At 42.5% G+C, this 15,253-nt stretch carries 15 protein-coding genes; 9 read left to right on the top strand and 6 right to left on the bottom strand.

Annotation, left to right across the window (positions count from 1 at the left end; translation table 11 throughout):
* Positions 1 to 10 precede the first annotated feature (10 nt).
* Positions 11 to 739 carry a Bax inhibitor-1/YccA family protein gene (locus V7K46_RS28730; RefSeq protein WP_335119319.1) on the top strand — a complete coding sequence of 243 codons (729 nt, stop codon included), beginning with the start codon at positions 11 to 13 and terminating at the stop codon, positions 737 to 739.
* A gap of 540 nt (positions 740 to 1,279) precedes the next feature.
* Here the strand turns inward: V7K46_RS28730 and V7K46_RS28725 are convergent.
* The gene (locus V7K46_RS28725; RefSeq protein WP_335119317.1) at positions 1,280 to 1,924 is read right to left on the bottom strand and encodes a PEP-CTERM sorting domain-containing protein; all 645 of its coding nucleotides are present in this window, start codon (positions 1,922 to 1,924) and stop codon (positions 1,280 to 1,282) included.
* Between the two features lie 306 nt (positions 1,925 to 2,230).
* Positions 2,231 to 2,353 carry a hypothetical protein gene (locus V7K46_RS28720; protein WP_335119315.1) on the bottom strand — a complete coding sequence of 41 codons (123 nt, stop codon included), beginning with the start codon at positions 2,351 to 2,353 and terminating at the stop codon, positions 2,231 to 2,233.
* A 340-nt stretch (positions 2,354 to 2,693) separates the two neighbouring features.
* On the opposite strand from V7K46_RS28720, the gene prfB reads away from it, so the two are divergent.
* The 6 genes from prfB to V7K46_RS28690 all read left to right on the top strand — a co-directional run bounded on the left by prfB (position 2,694) and on the right by V7K46_RS28690 (position 7,208).
* A protein-coding gene (prfB, locus tag V7K46_RS28715; RefSeq protein WP_335119313.1) for a peptide chain release factor 2 occupies positions 2,694 to 3,816 on the top strand; the annotation gives its coding sequence in 2 pieces (ribosomal slippage) (positions 2,694 to 2,765 and positions 2,767 to 3,816; 1,122 coding nt in all).
* A gap of 324 nt (positions 3,817 to 4,140) precedes the next feature.
* Positions 4,141 to 4,296, top strand: coding sequence for a DUF3285 domain-containing protein (locus V7K46_RS28710; RefSeq protein WP_094350437.1), 156 nt, complete (start codon positions 4,141 to 4,143; stop codon positions 4,294 to 4,296).
* Positions 4,297 to 4,335: 39 nt separating this feature from the next.
* Complete coding sequence (gene ybeY, locus V7K46_RS28705) at positions 4,336 to 4,863, top strand: rRNA maturation RNase YbeY (RefSeq protein WP_335119401.1); 528 nt, start codon at positions 4,336 to 4,338, stop codon at positions 4,861 to 4,863.
* Between the two features lie 153 nt (positions 4,864 to 5,016).
* Positions 5,017 to 5,472: a diacylglycerol kinase family protein gene (locus V7K46_RS28700; RefSeq protein WP_273763329.1), complete on the top strand. Its 456-nt coding sequence runs from the start codon at positions 5,017 to 5,019 to the stop codon at positions 5,470 to 5,472.
* Between the two features lie 365 nt (positions 5,473 to 5,837).
* Positions 5,838 to 6,437, top strand: a complete 600-nt coding sequence (locus V7K46_RS28695; protein WP_334955911.1) for an anthranilate synthase component II — start codon at positions 5,838 to 5,840, stop codon at positions 6,435 to 6,437.
* Positions 6,438 to 6,440: 3 nt separating this feature from the next.
* On the top strand, positions 6,441 to 7,208 hold the full coding sequence (locus V7K46_RS28690) for an MBL fold metallo-hydrolase (RefSeq protein WP_335119310.1): 768 nt from the start codon (positions 6,441 to 6,443) through the stop codon (positions 7,206 to 7,208).
* A 304-nt stretch (positions 7,209 to 7,512) separates the two neighbouring features.
* Here V7K46_RS28690 and V7K46_RS28685 read toward each other — a convergent pair whose 3' ends face one another.
* Positions 7,513 to 8,751, bottom strand: coding sequence for an FG-GAP repeat domain-containing protein (locus V7K46_RS28685; protein WP_335119307.1), 1,239 nt, complete (start codon positions 8,749 to 8,751; stop codon positions 7,513 to 7,515).
* A gap of 471 nt (positions 8,752 to 9,222) precedes the next feature.
* Here V7K46_RS28685 and V7K46_RS28680 point away from each other — a divergent pair, with 471 nt between their 5' ends.
* Complete coding sequence (locus tag V7K46_RS28680; protein WP_335119304.1) at positions 9,223 to 10,533, top strand: aminopeptidase P N-terminal domain-containing protein; 1,311 nt, start codon at positions 9,223 to 9,225, stop codon at positions 10,531 to 10,533.
* Between the two features lie 30 nt (positions 10,534 to 10,563).
* Here the strand turns inward: V7K46_RS28680 and V7K46_RS28675 are convergent, their stop codons facing one another.
* The 3 genes from V7K46_RS28675 to ftsH2 all read right to left on the bottom strand — a co-directional run bounded on the left by V7K46_RS28675 (position 10,564) and on the right by ftsH2 (position 14,019).
* Positions 10,564 to 11,175: a hypothetical protein gene (locus V7K46_RS28675; protein ID WP_335119399.1), complete on the bottom strand. Its 612-nt coding sequence runs from the start codon at positions 11,173 to 11,175 to the stop codon at positions 10,564 to 10,566.
* A gap of 138 nt (positions 11,176 to 11,313) precedes the next feature.
* A complete protein-coding gene (locus V7K46_RS28670; protein WP_335119302.1) occupies positions 11,314 to 11,838 on the bottom strand; it encodes a hypothetical protein in 525 nt (174 codons plus the stop codon).
* Between the two features lie 294 nt (positions 11,839 to 12,132).
* On the bottom strand, positions 12,133 to 14,019 hold the full coding sequence (ftsH2, locus tag V7K46_RS28665) for an ATP-dependent zinc metalloprotease FtsH2 (protein WP_335119300.1): 1,887 nt from the start codon (positions 14,017 to 14,019) through the stop codon (positions 12,133 to 12,135).
* A 471-nt stretch (positions 14,020 to 14,490) separates the two neighbouring features.
* Here ftsH2 and V7K46_RS28660 point away from each other — a divergent pair, with 471 nt between their 5' ends.
* Positions 14,491 to 15,003 carry a hypothetical protein gene (locus tag V7K46_RS28660; RefSeq protein WP_335119298.1) on the top strand — a complete coding sequence of 171 codons (513 nt, stop codon included), beginning with the start codon at positions 14,491 to 14,493 and terminating at the stop codon, positions 15,001 to 15,003.
* Positions 15,004 to 15,253 lie beyond the last annotated feature (250 nt).

Genomic DNA, 15,253 nt, shown 5'->3' with positions numbered 1-15,253 from the left:
GTTTTTCAATATGAGCAATACCAGTAATTTTCGTGAAGCTATCCGTGAGGCTAAATCTCACGCCCTCGTTGGCCCAAATGTGATTGCCAACGCCCTCCCCTACGTCGGCGGTGGATTAGTACTAACGGCATTAGGAACCTACGGCGGTTTGGGAGTTATCCGTACTAACCCCGGAATATTCTTTCCCACCTTCATTGGTGCGGTGATTTTGGAGTTAATTTTGTTCTTTGTTGCCCAAAATGTTGCCCAAAAAGGTAATAAGGGTCTTGCACTACCCCTGTTGGCAACCTATAGCCTGTTATCTGGATATACCCTCAGTGGCTTAATATTTGTCGCCTTGAGATCCCAAGGTGTTGGCATTCAAGGCATTGGGTTGGCTGCCCTCGGTTGTGGCGTCACCTTTATTGCTGCCCGTCAAATTGGTTCAAATCTCTCTGAACAAGACGGCATGGCTTTGACGAAAACCATCAATCTCGGCGTCATTGCCTTGGTGGTTGTGTGCCTAGCCCAATTTGGGTTTGCCATGTTTCATGTTTACACGCCTAATTGGTTAGAAATCGCCATCTCCGGTTTGGGAGTGTTTTTGTTTGTTGGGGTTTCTGTTGTCGATTTCTACATCTTGCCCCGCACTTACAGCGATAACCAGTATCTACCTGCTGCTTTGTCGATGTACCTCACTTACATCAACTTGTTCGTCTTTATCTTGCGGTTGCTAATTGCCATTAATGGCCGCGATTAATTACCTGTAGCCACTAACAGTAGTAAAGTTTTATAAAGCAAAAACCGTGGTGAAATTTTCAGCAACCACGGTTTTTTTTATCTGTTTACCAATAGAATATGTAGATAAGTTAAGCTTTAAGTGAGCAAAACTATGCTTGAACTCTTAAATATCAAAAGTGAAGTAGAAAGGTTGTTGAATATCTTGGGTCAACCAGTGGACTGTCTTTGACCTTTCATATTTCACTGTAAGAATTCACAACCTAAATCAGCTAGTTCCTAAAGCAACTTTTGAGAAAATCCAACTACTGGTCATTAGACAATTAAAAAAATCGCATATCTCATATCCAACAGACAGGAACAATATCAGCGATGGTACTCTATTTTAGAAGATATCAAGGCTGCTCTGGAAGTATTGGAATTTGGGAAGACAACAACTTTACTACATCGGTCTGATCTCTTCATAATCTTTTTTTGGCGAAGGTATTTTAAACTGGACAACAATTTTTTAATATAGACCAATCGTCGCAAGCCCTATATATGCATTTATTGCTCCAAGAATTCACCCAGCGAATCGACGGTGGCGTCGACGCACAAAAAAACCGATTCCAGCTAAACCTATACTAATCAGTGGCGTCATAGTTGTTGGTTCTGGGACTTCCTGAGACACCTCGATAGAACCCTTTACTGAAGCCAGACCATTCAAGGTAATAATTGATCCCAGATTAACTATGTCCTCTTCGGAGAACAATAGTGTGCTTGTAGCGTTTTTGAATATGCCCTCACCGCCAGTGATATTCACGATGCCAGAACCTTTTGCTGTCAGATTATCAAAATTAACTTCAGCACTGGCATCACTAGTTCCAAACAATTTGTTAGTACCGCTACCAAAAACGATGTAGCCTAATGGAAAACCTTGGACGCCAAACACTTGTGGATTGTTATTAAAAGTGAGATTTCCTTTGGCATCAATTACTGAGTATGTCAGACCGTCGTATCGTCCTAAATTATATAGAGCATCATCACTCACACCTATCTCAGATACCTGTGAAACATTGCCTGAGATTGGCTGAATGTTAACAGTAGTGCGATAGTTGCCAGTAAATGGATATATAGTCTGTGCTGTTGCTATCGCTGCATCTAAACAAATATTAATTGAGGTGAAAACTAGTGGAAACAGCCATATTTTGAGTGAACGGAGTACCATTTGAAACTTCCCATTTCAAAAATTATTGAGTTTTACAAAAACTTAATATTCAGTTTTATAAAATATACAATTTTTCTATAAGTCTCTTAATTATTATAAATTTTATAATTTATTTTATAGAAGAGATAATTCAAATATTGTGAAACTAAAAAGTTAACGGAAATATTTCTTACAGTTTTAAACTGTATAGGATGTAAGCTGCGATCGCAATGAATAATCTTTTGATGAATTTGTCAATTTTTTATTAGTACTGGATAATTTGCCTATTTAATATAGTAAAAAAGTACTATCAAAAGATTGAGGGAGTTAATTGGTTGAGCGATCGCACACCTGACAACATTTATCCCAACTATATTTCAGGCGTTTTTGACCAACCAAAAATTTTGACAGAGTGTTGAACGCCTTATCTACCGTTAATTTAGGTTTCATAAGCCTTTGGAAAATCCTGGTGAGAAATCCAGGTTGAGTGACCAAAGAAGCACTTGATAATTCCAAGTAATTTTTGTAACTTATATTAAGTAGTGCAGAGAGAAGTTGCCCAACTACAGCTAAAACTAATAAATATAACGCCGTGTGCAACTTTTAATCAAACCTAACCCCCAACCCCCTTTCCTCATAGGGAAGGGGGAAAATTCAAAGATTTTCTCTTTTTAGGAGAGAAGAATAGAAGTCAGGTTAGAATATTAAGTTGCACATCGCGTAAATATAAGTACAATAAAAAGCAATTTCCCAATCCAAAGCGCTCTATCGATCAACTAAAGCAAGCACTATGGAAGTCTTAGAACTCAAACGCGAAATCGAAACGTTGTCTGGCCGCCTGGGTAAAACCCAGGACTATCTTTGACGTACCTGCACTGACAGCCAAAATTCAAGACCTCGAAAAAATATCAGCACAACCAGAATTTTGGAATGACCAAACCCAAGCTCAACAAACGCTACAAGAACTCAACGATATTAAAGCCCACCTCCAGCAGTATGATCAGTGGCAAGCCAATCTGGAAGATACTAAGGCAGTTGTTGAGTTGTTGGAGTTAGAAACTGATGAGGCACTACTGCAAGAAGCAGAATCTACCATTACCAAGCTGAATCGTGACCTTGACCAGTGGGAGTTACAACAGTTACTTTCTGGCCCCTATGATGCTGAAGGTGCTGTACTGACAATCAGTGCTGGCGCTGGTGGCACAGATGCTCAAGACTGGGCATTTATGCTAATGCGGATGTACACCCGTTGGGGCGAAGCTCATGGCTATAAGGTAACTTTAGCTGAAGAGTCGGAGGGTGATGAAGCCGGAATTAAATCGGCAACCCTAGAAATTACTGGTCGCTATGCCTATGGTTACTTGCGATCGGAGATGGGTACACATCGCTTAGTGCGGATTTCACCTTTTAATGCCAACGGTAAGCGACAAACCAGTTTTGCTGGGGTGGAAGTGATGCCGCAGATTGATAACTCTGTGCAGTTGGACATTCCAGATAAAGATTTGGAAATAACCACAACCCGCTCTGGTGGTAAGGGTGGGCAAAACGTCAACAAAGTAGAAACGGCGGTACGCGTTGTTCACCTTCCTACAGGTCTTGCCGTGCGCTGTACAGAAGAACGATCGCAGCTGCAAAATAAAGAGAAAGCCTTAAATCGCCTGAAAGCAAAGCTGTTGGTCATAGCCAAGGAGCAACGGGCCCAAGAAATTGCCGAAATTCGTGGCGATATGGTGGAAGCTTCCTGGGGGAACCAAATCCGTAACTATGTGTTTCACCCTTACCAGATGGTGAAAGATTTACGTACAAATACAGAAACAAATGCGATTATAGATGTGATGAATGGTGAATTTGATACATTCATCCAAGCTTATCTGCGCCAAGAAAATAAATTAGTAGAAAACACTCCGGTATAATTTGGGTTTGGCAATAAATACTAGTACAGCGGGCGTGTAAATCCAGTTACCATCTCAATTAACCAGATTTGGGGCAAAATCCCCTTGTTAAAAATAGGTAAACTTCCGCAACAGTGTACTTGATTTTTTTACTGTTATTTAGTGCCCATGATTTATTTTCTCGTATTTTAGATTGGCGCGACGCCGAATAGCCCGTCGTAGACATCGCATAGTACCCTCTATTATTGGGGGGTTTCAGAGAAATTCCTCAGCAATATACAGGCGATCGCGATTCTATCCTAGACCAACTGTTACAGTTATAAAAGAGTCTGTAGGCAAATAACTATGAGCAACTCTCCTTCAACAGAACCTCAACCTAGCTACGTAAAACTTGCCATGCGAAACATGGTGCGGAAGGGTGGAACTTCCCTGAAGCATTTTGGGCTGACTGCTGTAGGGCTTTTAGCTCTCCTTGTTGGTCTTGCTTATCTAACTCACTAACGACAAACTGTAAACCTCAGACTAGGAGACTGTGTGCCTCTGAGAGTTGAACTATATGTGGAAGAGTATTTTTACGAGTTGTCCCCGACAACATCTGTAAAGATTGGGGACACTTATGCCCGAATTCCTCCTGAAACTTGGGAAAATTGGTTTAATCGCTGGTTAGAAATACTTCACCCTCATATTCCGCCAGCGTCAAGTTATGAAATTGGGCTGCGTTTGACAGATGACTCGCAAATACAAGAACTGAATGCCCAGTATCGACAACAAAATAAGCCGACAGACGTTTTAGCCTTTGCTGCTTTGGAGGTGGATTTTCCTCAAAGCAAAGAAATGCTTGCCTCTGTACCATTGTATTTAGGTGATATTATTGTGTCTGTAGATACAGCGCAACGTCAAGCTCAACAACAGGAACATAGCTTACCAACTGAGTTAGCATGGTTAGCTGCTCACGGCTTATTGCACCTGTTAGGCTGGGATCATCCTGATGAAGAAAGTTTGGGGCGAATGTTAGAACAGCAAGTGAGATTGCTGAACGCAATAGGTATTGCTATTGACATGGAATAGCAGAAGCTTGTGTATCCCTTAGTGTTAATTTTGGGTAATACTTTTATAATACTTCTGTGCAAAATTGCTTAAAAATTGTCTTAAAGTTAATTGCACCATTAAGATCGGCGAAGATTCCCACTGTAGCAACTCTGTTTTTGTGTTTTTAAGTGTATGTCCCAAAAAATCTCTCCATCACCAACGCCCACCTCGTTACAAACACTGGTGTCTAACGAACGGGAATTCTCCTGGAAAGTAGCCTCTAATTTATTTGTTAGTTTTAAATATGCCTGGGCCGGAATCAGCTATAGTTTTCAAACTCAACGTAATTTTCGTATCCACGTAAGTGTTTGTGCTTTAGCGATCGCTTTGAGCGTTTTTCTACATCTGCAAGCGGTGGAAATAGCGGTAATTGGTGTAACTAGTGGTTTAGTTTTGGCATTAGAGTTATTAAATACAGCGATCGAGTCTCTTGTGGACTTAACCGTTAAGCAGACATACCATGATTTGGCAAAAATCGCTAAAGATTGTGCGGCTGGTGCAGTCCTTGTCTCTGCTTTGGTAGCGGTGCTGGTAGCTGGTACGCTATTGCTCCCTCCTCTGGTAAGGTTAATTATATCGGCTTTGTAGACATCATTTGCGACGCCGATAGCGAAGCGTTAGCGAGTCTTCGAGCGTCATAGTCCGCACTGCCCTCGCCAGGCGCTTAGTGAGTCGGTAAGAGGATCACGCTCTGTCCGATCCCCTTTGGAGAACACATTATCAGCAATTTAAAATTGAAGTAATGCGATGTCTACGACGGGCTACGCCTACGTGCCAACCATCCTAGCTAAAGGGTTACTTAGTAACTTTAACAAGTGGCTTGTCCCAGAGTAGCCACTTCATATTTACGTGTCCACGTTAGCGTTATTTTTACACTTAGCGAACAAATAGCATGAGATATTTGTCTATGCTTTTTGCAATTGATTAGTGGTAAAAACCAGGAGTAATGAGCTTTGATTATAGTTATCGACAATTATGACAGTTTTACATATAATTTAGTGCAGTATCTGGGAGAATTGGCAGCAGAATTCTCAGTGGCAGATGATATTAAAGTTTTTCGTAACGACAAGATATCCATAGATGAGATTCGGGCATTAAAGCCCGAAGCGGTGGTTATTTCTCCTGGGCCTGGTCGCCCGGAAGATGCCGGCATTTCCCTAGAATTGATTGAACAGCTAGGCCAAGAGTTGCCAATTTTGGGTGTCTGTTTGGGACATCAAAGCATCGGTCAAGTATTCGGTGGTAAAATAATTTCTGCTCCAGAGTTAATGCATGGCAAAACCTCTCAGGTGTCTCATACTGGGGTGGGGGTTTTCCGGGGATTAGAAAATCCTCTAACCGCCACCAGGTATCATAGTTTGGTGATAGAACGTGAGACTTGCCCAGATGTGTTAGAAATCACCGCTTGGGTTGAAGATAACACCATTATGGGAGTGCGACACCGGAACTATCCTCACATTCAGGGCGTCCAGTTTCACCCAGAGAGTGTCCTGACATCTTCAGGAAAACAGTTATTGCGAAATTTTCTGGAACAGTTACAGTCGAGAGCATAATTAATGAAACGACGACAGTTGATGGGCTATGCTGGGGCGGGGTTGGTCACAGCTTTGCTTACTACCTTGAGTTCTGAATCTCAAGCTGACGCACAATCTAGCGGTTTATCAGTTCAGTGGTTGGGTCATACTTGCTTTCTTTTTACTGGTGGCGGTGCGAAAATTCTCGTCAATCCATTTCGGGCGGTCGGCTGTACTGCTAAATATCGTCCACCAAAAGTTGCAGCAGATTTGGTACTGATTAGCAGCCAACTACTGGATGAAGGGGCTGTAGACGTACTACCGGGAAATGCAAAACTCATTTACGAACCAGGAGTTTACGAGTTCAAAGGCATTAAGTTCCAAGGAATTGCCATAGACCACGATCGCAAAGGTGGTAGGCAGTTTGGCTCAAATACTGCTTGGAGTTGGAAGCAAGGCGGAATTAATATCCTCCACTTAGGAGGAGCCGCTGCACCCATTTCCATTGAGCAAAAAATCCTGATGGGGCGTCCCGATGTGGCATTTATTCCAGTGGGAGGCAGTGCAAAAGCCTACAATGCTGAGGAAGCAAAGCAGGCTGTTCAAGTATTAAATCCCAAGCTGGTGATTCCGACCCATTACCGGACACAGGCTGCTGATGCTGCTACGTGCGATATTTCGCCACTCGATAATTTTTTGACCTTGATGCAAGGTATGCCAGTGCGACGTAGTAACACAGATACTATTTCTATTAGCCCTGGTAAATTGCCGGAAAATGGGGAAATTCAGGTTTTGAGTTACAAGTTTTGAGGAGCAGAGGATAAGTGGATCAGGGAGAATAATCAACGATTCCTGTCCCACACCTTTTGATATGCCATCTAATTGCCGATCATGAAAGCACCCCCTCCCCGATGTCTTTGGGGAGCAAAAGTGTAGCTTTGCCGGGGTGGGGTTAGCACGGCTATTATGGGTATTTGACCGGACATGATATAACTCCTGACTCTGCCAATTTTAGATTTTGGGTCGCACTTTTAGTGCGCTAACAGCGCAACTTGGATTTGAGATTGAAGCAAAAATCTAAAATCTAAAATCGAATGACTCTTGTTTCTAGGTTTTAGAACGTATACCACCCTCCACCAAGCTTATCTGCATCGCTAATGGGAGTCTCAACCGCTGTCGTCCCATCTATAGTCCAAATTTTGTCTGCACCTGCTGTCTGATCGCGCCAGTAGATGTCAGTCTTACCATCGCCGTTGAAGTCGCCAAGAGATGGTGTCAAAGCCGCGTCATTAGTGGGTAAGAAAGCTTCAGTGGCAACTGTTGTACCATCCATCAACCAAGCAGTGTTCTCGCCAGTGGTGCCATTGTGCCAGAAGATGTCGGTCTTGCCATCGCCGTTGAAATCACCAATCTTAGAAGTCCAGGCTGTGTCAAGTGTCTTCATAGCACCCTCTGTGACTATGATCCCATTCATCGTCCAAACCTTGTTTTCACCTGTTTGAGCGTTTCTCCACAGAATGTCAGTCTTATAGTCGCCGTTAAAATCACCAAGGGTAGGAGTCCAGGCGGCGTCTTGTGATTGTAGTGCAAGTTCAGTCTTTTGCGTACCATCCATAAACCAAGCGGTGTTATCGCCGGTTGTCGGATTGCGCCAGAAGATATCACTCTTGCCATTGCCATCGAAATCAACAATGGTAGGAGTTAGGGCTGCATCTGTAGTGTCTAAAACAGTTGCATTCAGAACTGTTGTACCATCCATCTGCCAAATAGCGTTCTCACCGGTTGTATTGTTATGCCAGAAGATATCTGTTTTGCGATCGCCATTGAAATCGCCAATCTGAGGAGTCCAAGCTGGGTCAACACTGGTTAGAGCAGCCGAATTAGCAACTTTGGTTCCATCCATCAGCGCAATGGCATTCTCACCAGTTGACTTATTGCGTAATAAGAAGTCGGTTTTGCCATCACCATTGAAGTCAGCAATTTTGTAATCATAGGCAGATAGGTCGAATTTACCTAGAGAACCCTGGTCGATAACTTTTGTTCCATCCATCAACCGAATGATAATCTCACCGGTTGTAGAATCGACCCAAACTTTGTCCGTTTTGCCATCACCGTTAAAGTCAGGAGTAATCGCCGCACTAGTTAAGTAAGGATTAGGATTGGGATTTGCTGACGTTTTGGCAGGCTTCGATGGTTCATCTTGTAGTGTATATGAGGAACTCTTACTCCCAAATCCCAAATCATAATTCAAATCCTCAAAAGAAGATGTTAAGATTTTTGATTTTGCTAAAGAGTCTGATGCCCATTTAGATGTATTCAAAGATAAGGGTGAGGAATTTGAATTTCCAGACATGGTGTATTTTTATGATTGGTTGTTATATGGTTTTAACTTTTTTTGACAATCTCTTTCTGTAACCTAATAACATTTACCAGGCTTTCAATATTTCTTTATAACTATTTTTTCTTTATTAATGTTATTAACTGAAGATAAATATATGTTTTTTTTAAACGATTATTCTAAAATAATTAAGTTATATACAAGCAATTGCAAAATATTTTTCGTGTTTTATATAGCAGTCCTAAATCATTCGTGAAAATTGTAAATTGTTGCGACCCTCCTGTAGTCCCACGCCAGATGCAACAAGAGTCGTTCGCCAGACGCCAATCGCAAGATAATTGATTATTCATTAATAGTTTATGACTTGAGTTGAAACAAATATTGGTTAGAATAACTTAGATTAGCAACTACTGAAAAGCATAATCTGTGCATCCGCTGGTTGCCAGAAGTGTAAAATGACACAATAGTTTAATACATACATCAGCTATGCAAGCAGAATATCGGCAGCGTCGCGAGCAGTTAATGGCAAAAATTGGTGATGGCACAGCCATCTTTCGCAGTGCGCCAATGGCAGTGATGCACAACGATGTCGAGTATGTTTATCGCCAAGACAGTGATTTCTTCTACCTGACTGGTTTTAACGAACCACAGGCTGTTGCAGTGTTAGCGCCGCATCATTCAGAACATCGGTTTGTGCTATTTGTCCAACCGAAGGATCGGGAAAGGGAAGTATGGACTGGTTATCTTTGTGGGGTAGATGCAGCCAAGGAAATTTATGGTGCTGATGAAGCGTACCCGATTAGCGAGTTAGATGAAAAGTTGCCACAGTATTTGGAAAAAGCTAACCGCATTTACTATCACTTAGGACGCGATCGCACCTTCAATGACCAAATTCTGGGACATTATCAGAGTTTACTGCGGACTTATCCCAAGCGTGGTACAGGCCCGATCGCCATTGAAGATACTGGCCCAGCCCTCAACAGCATGAGACTAATCAAAAGTGAAGCTGAGTTAGAATTGATGCGTCAAGCAGTAGCGATCGCAACTGAAGCACACAATTATGCACAAGAAATTGCTGCACCCGGACGTTATGAGTATGAAATTCAAGCGGAGATGGAACGCATCTTTCGAGTCCGGGGTGGAATGGGGCCGGCTTATCCTTCGATTGTGGCTTCTGGCGTAAATGCTTGCGTACTCCACTACATTGAAAATAATCGTCAAATGCAGGATGGAGAATTACTGCTAATCGATGCCGGTTGTGCTTATGGTTATTACAACTCTGATATTACCCGGACATTTCCTGTGGGTGGTAAATTTACCCCAGAACAAAAGATGCTGTATGAGATTGTTTTGTCAGCGCAAAAACAAGCGATCGCCCAAGTGCAACCAGGTAATCCCTTCAAATTAGTTCACGATACAGCAGTGCGCGTCCTCACCGAAGGTTTAGTCGAACTTGGCATTCTTAAAGGTGAAATTGACAAGTTAATTGAGGAAGAGAAATATAAGCCATATTATATGCATCGCACCAGTCATTGGTTAGGGTTGGATGTCCATGATGTGGGTGTTTACCAGCACGGTGAAGATAAACCGCAGATTTTGCAACCAGGTCAAATTCTGACAGTGGAACCGGGATTATATATTGTACCTGACACCAAACTAGCAGAAGACCAACCAGAGACTGATCCTCGATGGATTGGTATTGGTATTCGTATTGAGGATGATGTGTTAGTTACATCTGATGGACATGAGGTATTAACTGCGGGGGTTCCCAAAACAGTGGATGAAGTAGAACGATAAAAAATGGGGATGGGCTGTACCATCCCCAAGCTAAAATTGTGGACAAGCCATCAGAGTCATTGTCAGAATTCCTAAGATTTTATCTATTTCTTTAATAAAGTAATCGTTCTTATCGATAAAGATGGTATTGTCACAAAGTTTGAGAAATTTCCAATCTGTTCCTGTTGTGACTACACCATAAATTTCATTGAGAAGATTTCCTTGTTGCTGGTTAAATAATTGAGATGCAATCATTGTCGCAATGCATTGTCCTAAACCAGATTTAATACTCTCATTTTTAGCTTCCACAATAGTCACGACAGGACTAGTAATATCATATTGTTCTGGTGAACAACTGAGAATAAAATCACAGCGTCCTTCTAAGCCTTTAGAAACATCTACATTAAACTCTGAACCAGAAAATATACTAATTTGGTATTTAAAGAAGCGTTTAACTTCAATTAAAACAGGCATAATAATTAGTTCAGAACGAGCTTTTTCTGTATTTATTGCTGTTACTAATGGTAGATGCTCAGAGAAAATAAAATTTAGATATTCACTAGGTGAAACTGTCTGCACATCTGTAAATAAATCTTGATTTTCAACAAAGATTAATTTAAAGTCGGTTTTTACTTTGCTAAGATTAAAGGCGCTGTACGGCATTGGATCATCTTGGGAGTAAAGTGCAGCGATGCCAACTCTACCAGACGCTCCGCATAGCTTGCTTCTCCGTAGGGGTACGGCGGGCATAGCCAACGCAAGCTGCGGAAGCTAAGGAAGTAAGTTTGATGATATCTCAGATCAAGAACAGCCTTCAACAAATTCAACTTCTGGCAGTTTACCTGACCGAAACTGAGTGACACGCTTCCCGTCAGTCTCGAATACCACACGATAGTTCTGGTTAGCACGGTCTTTCGGGATAAATGTCAAGTAGTGTCCGCCTTGGACGTATTTATGAGGTGTGACTTTAATTTGTCCTGGGTAGAGAGACTTGATTTGCGCTTCGGTGTCGCCAATTTTTGCACCTTTGAGGGTAGTAATCTGGGTATTCTGCCGCACATCTACTCTAGAAATACGACCTTTTGTAACCATAAACAAAAGATTTTTGGGTTCGTTTTGTGGCTTAACGTAGTAGCAACTGTTATTTGGAGAATCACCCACTAGCTTAGTAGCAGCAGCCTTTGCCGCTTGGGAAACAGTCATCCCAACTCGTACTGTGCCAATTCCATTAATAAACAGTTTTGATTGGTTTGTCAGTCCTGTCTGTGCTATGACTATTCCAACACTCAGAGAAGAAAGAGCAAGCGTTACGATACTAATACTCAATAATTTAGTTTTGCTATTCATTTGCTGTAAATAAAATTGGGTAGATATTTATATACAATACTCATGTTGCCAGTTTCGGATTTTTATTTGGTTGATTAGTAAAACTAGGTTACGGGCGCTAAATCCCAACTCCAAGCCAGTATTTAAGGATCATACTTGTATATAACTGTTTGAATGTTTTTTTGCATAAAATTTCCGGTAGAGCAAAAAAAATGAGGATGCCACATAGCATCCTCATTCGATTTTTTGCTTTTTTGCTGATTTCCAGGTATTAGCCCAGAAAAGAATCAACTATTAGAGTTGTGGTACATACTGCTGCTTCTCAGGTACATCAGCGTACTCAGCCACAATCTGGCGGAATTCTTCGCCGTCAATGGTTTCCTTTTCGATGAGCAGATCGACTAAGCGATCGGTGACAGTGCGATTATCACGGATAAGCTTTTTCGAGGTTTCGTAGCATTCTTCCACGATCGTTCGCACTTGTCCATCAATACGGGAGGCGATAGATTCGGAATACTCAGATCGGGTTGTCCAGTCACGACCTAAGAATACTTCTCCCTGCTGGCTTTCCAGTGACAACGGCCCTAAATCTGACATCCCAAAGCGGGTTACCATCTGCCGCGCCATTCCTGATAACTGCTGCAAGTCTCCACCGGCACCAGTGGTAACTTCCGCAGCCCCAAAAATCACCTCTTCAGCAGCGCGACCGCCTAAAGCACCAGTAATTCTGGCTTTGAGTTGAGAACGGGAAATTAACCCTTGTTCTTCGTCGGGAGTAAACCATGTCAAACCCTGTGCTTGTCCCCGTGGGATTAAGGTGACTTTCTGCACTGGATCATGGTCTTTTAACAAAGTCCCAACTAAGGCGTGTCCAATTTCGTGGTAGGCAATTAAGCGCTTGCTCTTGCTGTCTACCAAAGGAGTACCTTCCATCCCAGCGACTACCCGATCGACCGCATCATCAACTTCGCGGAGGGTGATCGCTTCTTTGCGTCTTCTAGCGGTAAGAATAGCCGCTTCATTGAGTAAGTTGGCTAAGTCAGCACCAGTGAATCCAGGAGTGCGGCGAGCGATCGCATCCAAAGATACACTAGTGTCCAGTTTCTTGTTTCGTGAATGGACTTGCAAGATTTCCAAACGCCCTTTGATATCAGGTGCATCGACTGTTACTTGTCGGTCAAAGCGACCGGGACGCAACAAGGCTGAGTCTAGTACGTCAGGACGGTTGGTTGCAGCAATAATAATGATGCCTGTATTACCTTCAAACCCGTCCATTTCAGTAAGCAACTGGTTGAGGGTTTGCTCTCTCTCGTCGTTACCGCCACCGATACCAGCGCCCCGTTGTCGTCCGACTGCATCGATTTCATCGATGAAGATAATACAGGGGGCGTTGTCTTTGGCTTTCTTGAACAAATCGCGGACGCGGGATGCACCCACACCAACGAACATTTCCACAAATTCCGAACCGGAAATACTGAAAAAAGGTACGCCTGCTTCGCCAGCGATCGCTTTTGCTAGTAAAGTTTTACCAGTTCCAGGAGGTCCAACTAACAGCACTCCCTTGGGAATCCGTGCGCCTACAGCGGTAAATCTTTCTGGCTGCTTGAGGAAGGTGACAACTTCTTGCAGTTCTTCTTTTGCTTCTTCGATCCCGGCTACGTCGTCAAATTTAACCCCAGTTTTTGCTTCCATTTGGAAACGCGCCTTGGATTTGCCGAAGTTCATCGCTTGACCTGGCCCGCCAGGGAGGTTGCTAGAACGCCGGAACAAAAAGAACAGCCCGGTAATCAATAAAACTGGAAACACGAGATTGCCCAACAATCCCCAAATTGCGCCATCATTCCGCATGGGGTGAGCATCAAAACTAATATCTTTTTCTTTGAGTTTGCTAATTAACTCAGGAGCGTTAACAGGCAAATCCACCCGCCACCTTTGGACACGATTTTCGATGTCTGGATCGCGGGCTTCTATAATTGCTGTCCTACCGCCTTCGTACAGATCCACGCTGCTGACGCGATCGCCGTCCAAGTATTCTAGAAAGCGACCATAGGTCATGCGGGTATTGGCTGTATTCTTACTCATGTCAGCAGGAGCGCCTGCAAAGGCCCCTTGCCAGAAGAAAAAGCCAATTACCAAAGCCGGCAATGTCCAGAGTGCCAGGACTTTCCAAGAAAATTTCATGTTAATTTGCCTCTAGATGCCTATACAACTCATCAGCCTTAGCAACCGAATGTTCATCACTCTGTCACTTTAAGCTGTTAAACGGATATTTATAAATCCATTTTATTTAATTTGATCTCTTATATGCATTGCCATAGAGCCATCGGGGCATTACGACAATGCCATCAAGAATCTTAATCAAAGTTAACTTAATTTTAATACACCTTGGATTAACCAGCAGAGAATTTGTAGAGGCCATGAGAGAGAAGTTGGTTATTTAAGCAGCCGCTTGGCGTGTAAGATGAAACACGACAGAGTAAGCTACTTACGAATTTCCCTGGTGAGCGAGGTGATTTTCTTACGGCGGGCAACTTTTTAATTCTGAGATATGTAATAAAAAATACATCTTGTTAATCAGGATAAAGTTTTTTATTACAAGAGTTACATACTTCGTTGCTAGTAAAAAGAAAATTAATCAATGGAACTACAAAAATGACTTCCAAAAGTCTCAAACACTTGACTTTAGCCCTGGTTCCTCCTGTTATAAGTTTAGGGATACTAACTGCCTGTGTTCAAGGTAATAGTGAAACTGCAACAACTCTTACTCAAGCCCAAATAGAAACCTTCATTGGGCCACCTGAGCGCCCCAACATGATACTCAATGTAAAAAGTGAGGCAGGGGCATGTCCTCAGACAGTTGGTATTTGGACTTTCTTGCTCCCCTTTGAAGGTGGTGCTGAACATACTGCTGTTGCTGATATTAGGAATGCTAAATTGGTAGCCTCTGGTAAGAAATTTTTAGAATACGAAGCACCATTGCGGCAATCTTATGCATCTTGTGTTGGTAGTGCTAAGTCAGAAAGACCGCTTGTGTACAATTTCCGGTTTCGGAATGGAAAAGTTTATTTCCGCCTAGATTTGAACCAAGCAACACTAAATACCACAATTACATATCAGGGAACAGGCGGGTTCCGTCCTTATGTGCGCTGGATAGCCACGGAATAGCTAATGAATAACTGAATTTGCAATCATTTAAGGGACAAAAAAAGACTTAGTAAATGCTAGGTCTTTTCAAATGATGCAATTGATTATTAATGTCTAGTGTTTGTAAAATACTCAAACTGATTAGAAGTAGAACTGGGATTGAAGTCCGGTTGGGCGAATTTGGGGTTGTGGAATGCCCAATAGTAATTTAGTGCCGGCTCATTTTTGATATTTGAACGAACAACTCGTACCATCCAATCAACTTGCGGAA

The organism is Nostoc sp., from assembly GCF_036917395.1.
Taxonomy (GTDB): Bacteria; Cyanobacteriota; Cyanobacteriia; order Cyanobacteriales; family Nostocaceae; genus Nostoc.
This window is presented reverse-complemented; position numbering and strand designations above follow the sequence as displayed.

What these genes read in the sequence shown, in the direction of transcription:
- V7K46_RS28690 (WP_335119310.1), top strand. Translation starts at nt 6,441, where the DNA reads ATGAAACGACGACAGTTGATGGGCTATGCTGGGGCGGGGTTGGTCACA.
- ftsH2 (WP_335119300.1), bottom strand. Translation starts at nt 14,019, where the DNA reads ATGAAATTTTCTTGGAAAGTCCTGGCACTCTGGACATTGCCGGCTTTG.
- V7K46_RS28720 (WP_335119315.1), bottom strand. Translation starts at nt 2,353, where the DNA reads ATGAAACCTAAATTAACGGTAGATAAGGCGTTCAACACTCTGTCAAAA.
- V7K46_RS28680 (WP_335119304.1), top strand. Translation starts at nt 9,223, where the DNA reads ATGCAAGCAGAATATCGGCAGCGTCGCGAGCAGTTAATGGCAAAAATT.
- V7K46_RS28730 (WP_335119319.1), top strand. Translation starts at nt 11, where the DNA reads ATGAGCAATACCAGTAATTTTCGTGAAGCTATCCGTGAGGCTAAATCT.
- V7K46_RS28725 (WP_335119317.1), bottom strand. Translation starts at nt 1,924, where the DNA reads ATGGTACTCCGTTCACTCAAAATATGGCTGTTTCCACTAGTTTTCACC.
- V7K46_RS28660 (WP_335119298.1), top strand. Translation starts at nt 14,491, where the DNA reads ATGACTTCCAAAAGTCTCAAACACTTGACTTTAGCCCTGGTTCCTCCT.
- V7K46_RS28685 (WP_335119307.1), bottom strand. Translation starts at nt 8,751, where the DNA reads ATGTCTGGAAATTCAAATTCCTCACCCTTATCTTTGAATACATCTAAA.
- V7K46_RS28700 (WP_273763329.1), top strand. Translation starts at nt 5,017, where the DNA reads ATGTCCCAAAAAATCTCTCCATCACCAACGCCCACCTCGTTACAAACA.
- V7K46_RS28675 (WP_335119399.1), bottom strand. Translation starts at nt 11,175, where the DNA reads ATGCCGTACAGCGCCTTTAATCTTAGCAAAGTAAAAACCGACTTTAAA.
- V7K46_RS28710 (WP_094350437.1), top strand. Translation starts at nt 4,141, where the DNA reads ATGAGCAACTCTCCTTCAACAGAACCTCAACCTAGCTACGTAAAACTT.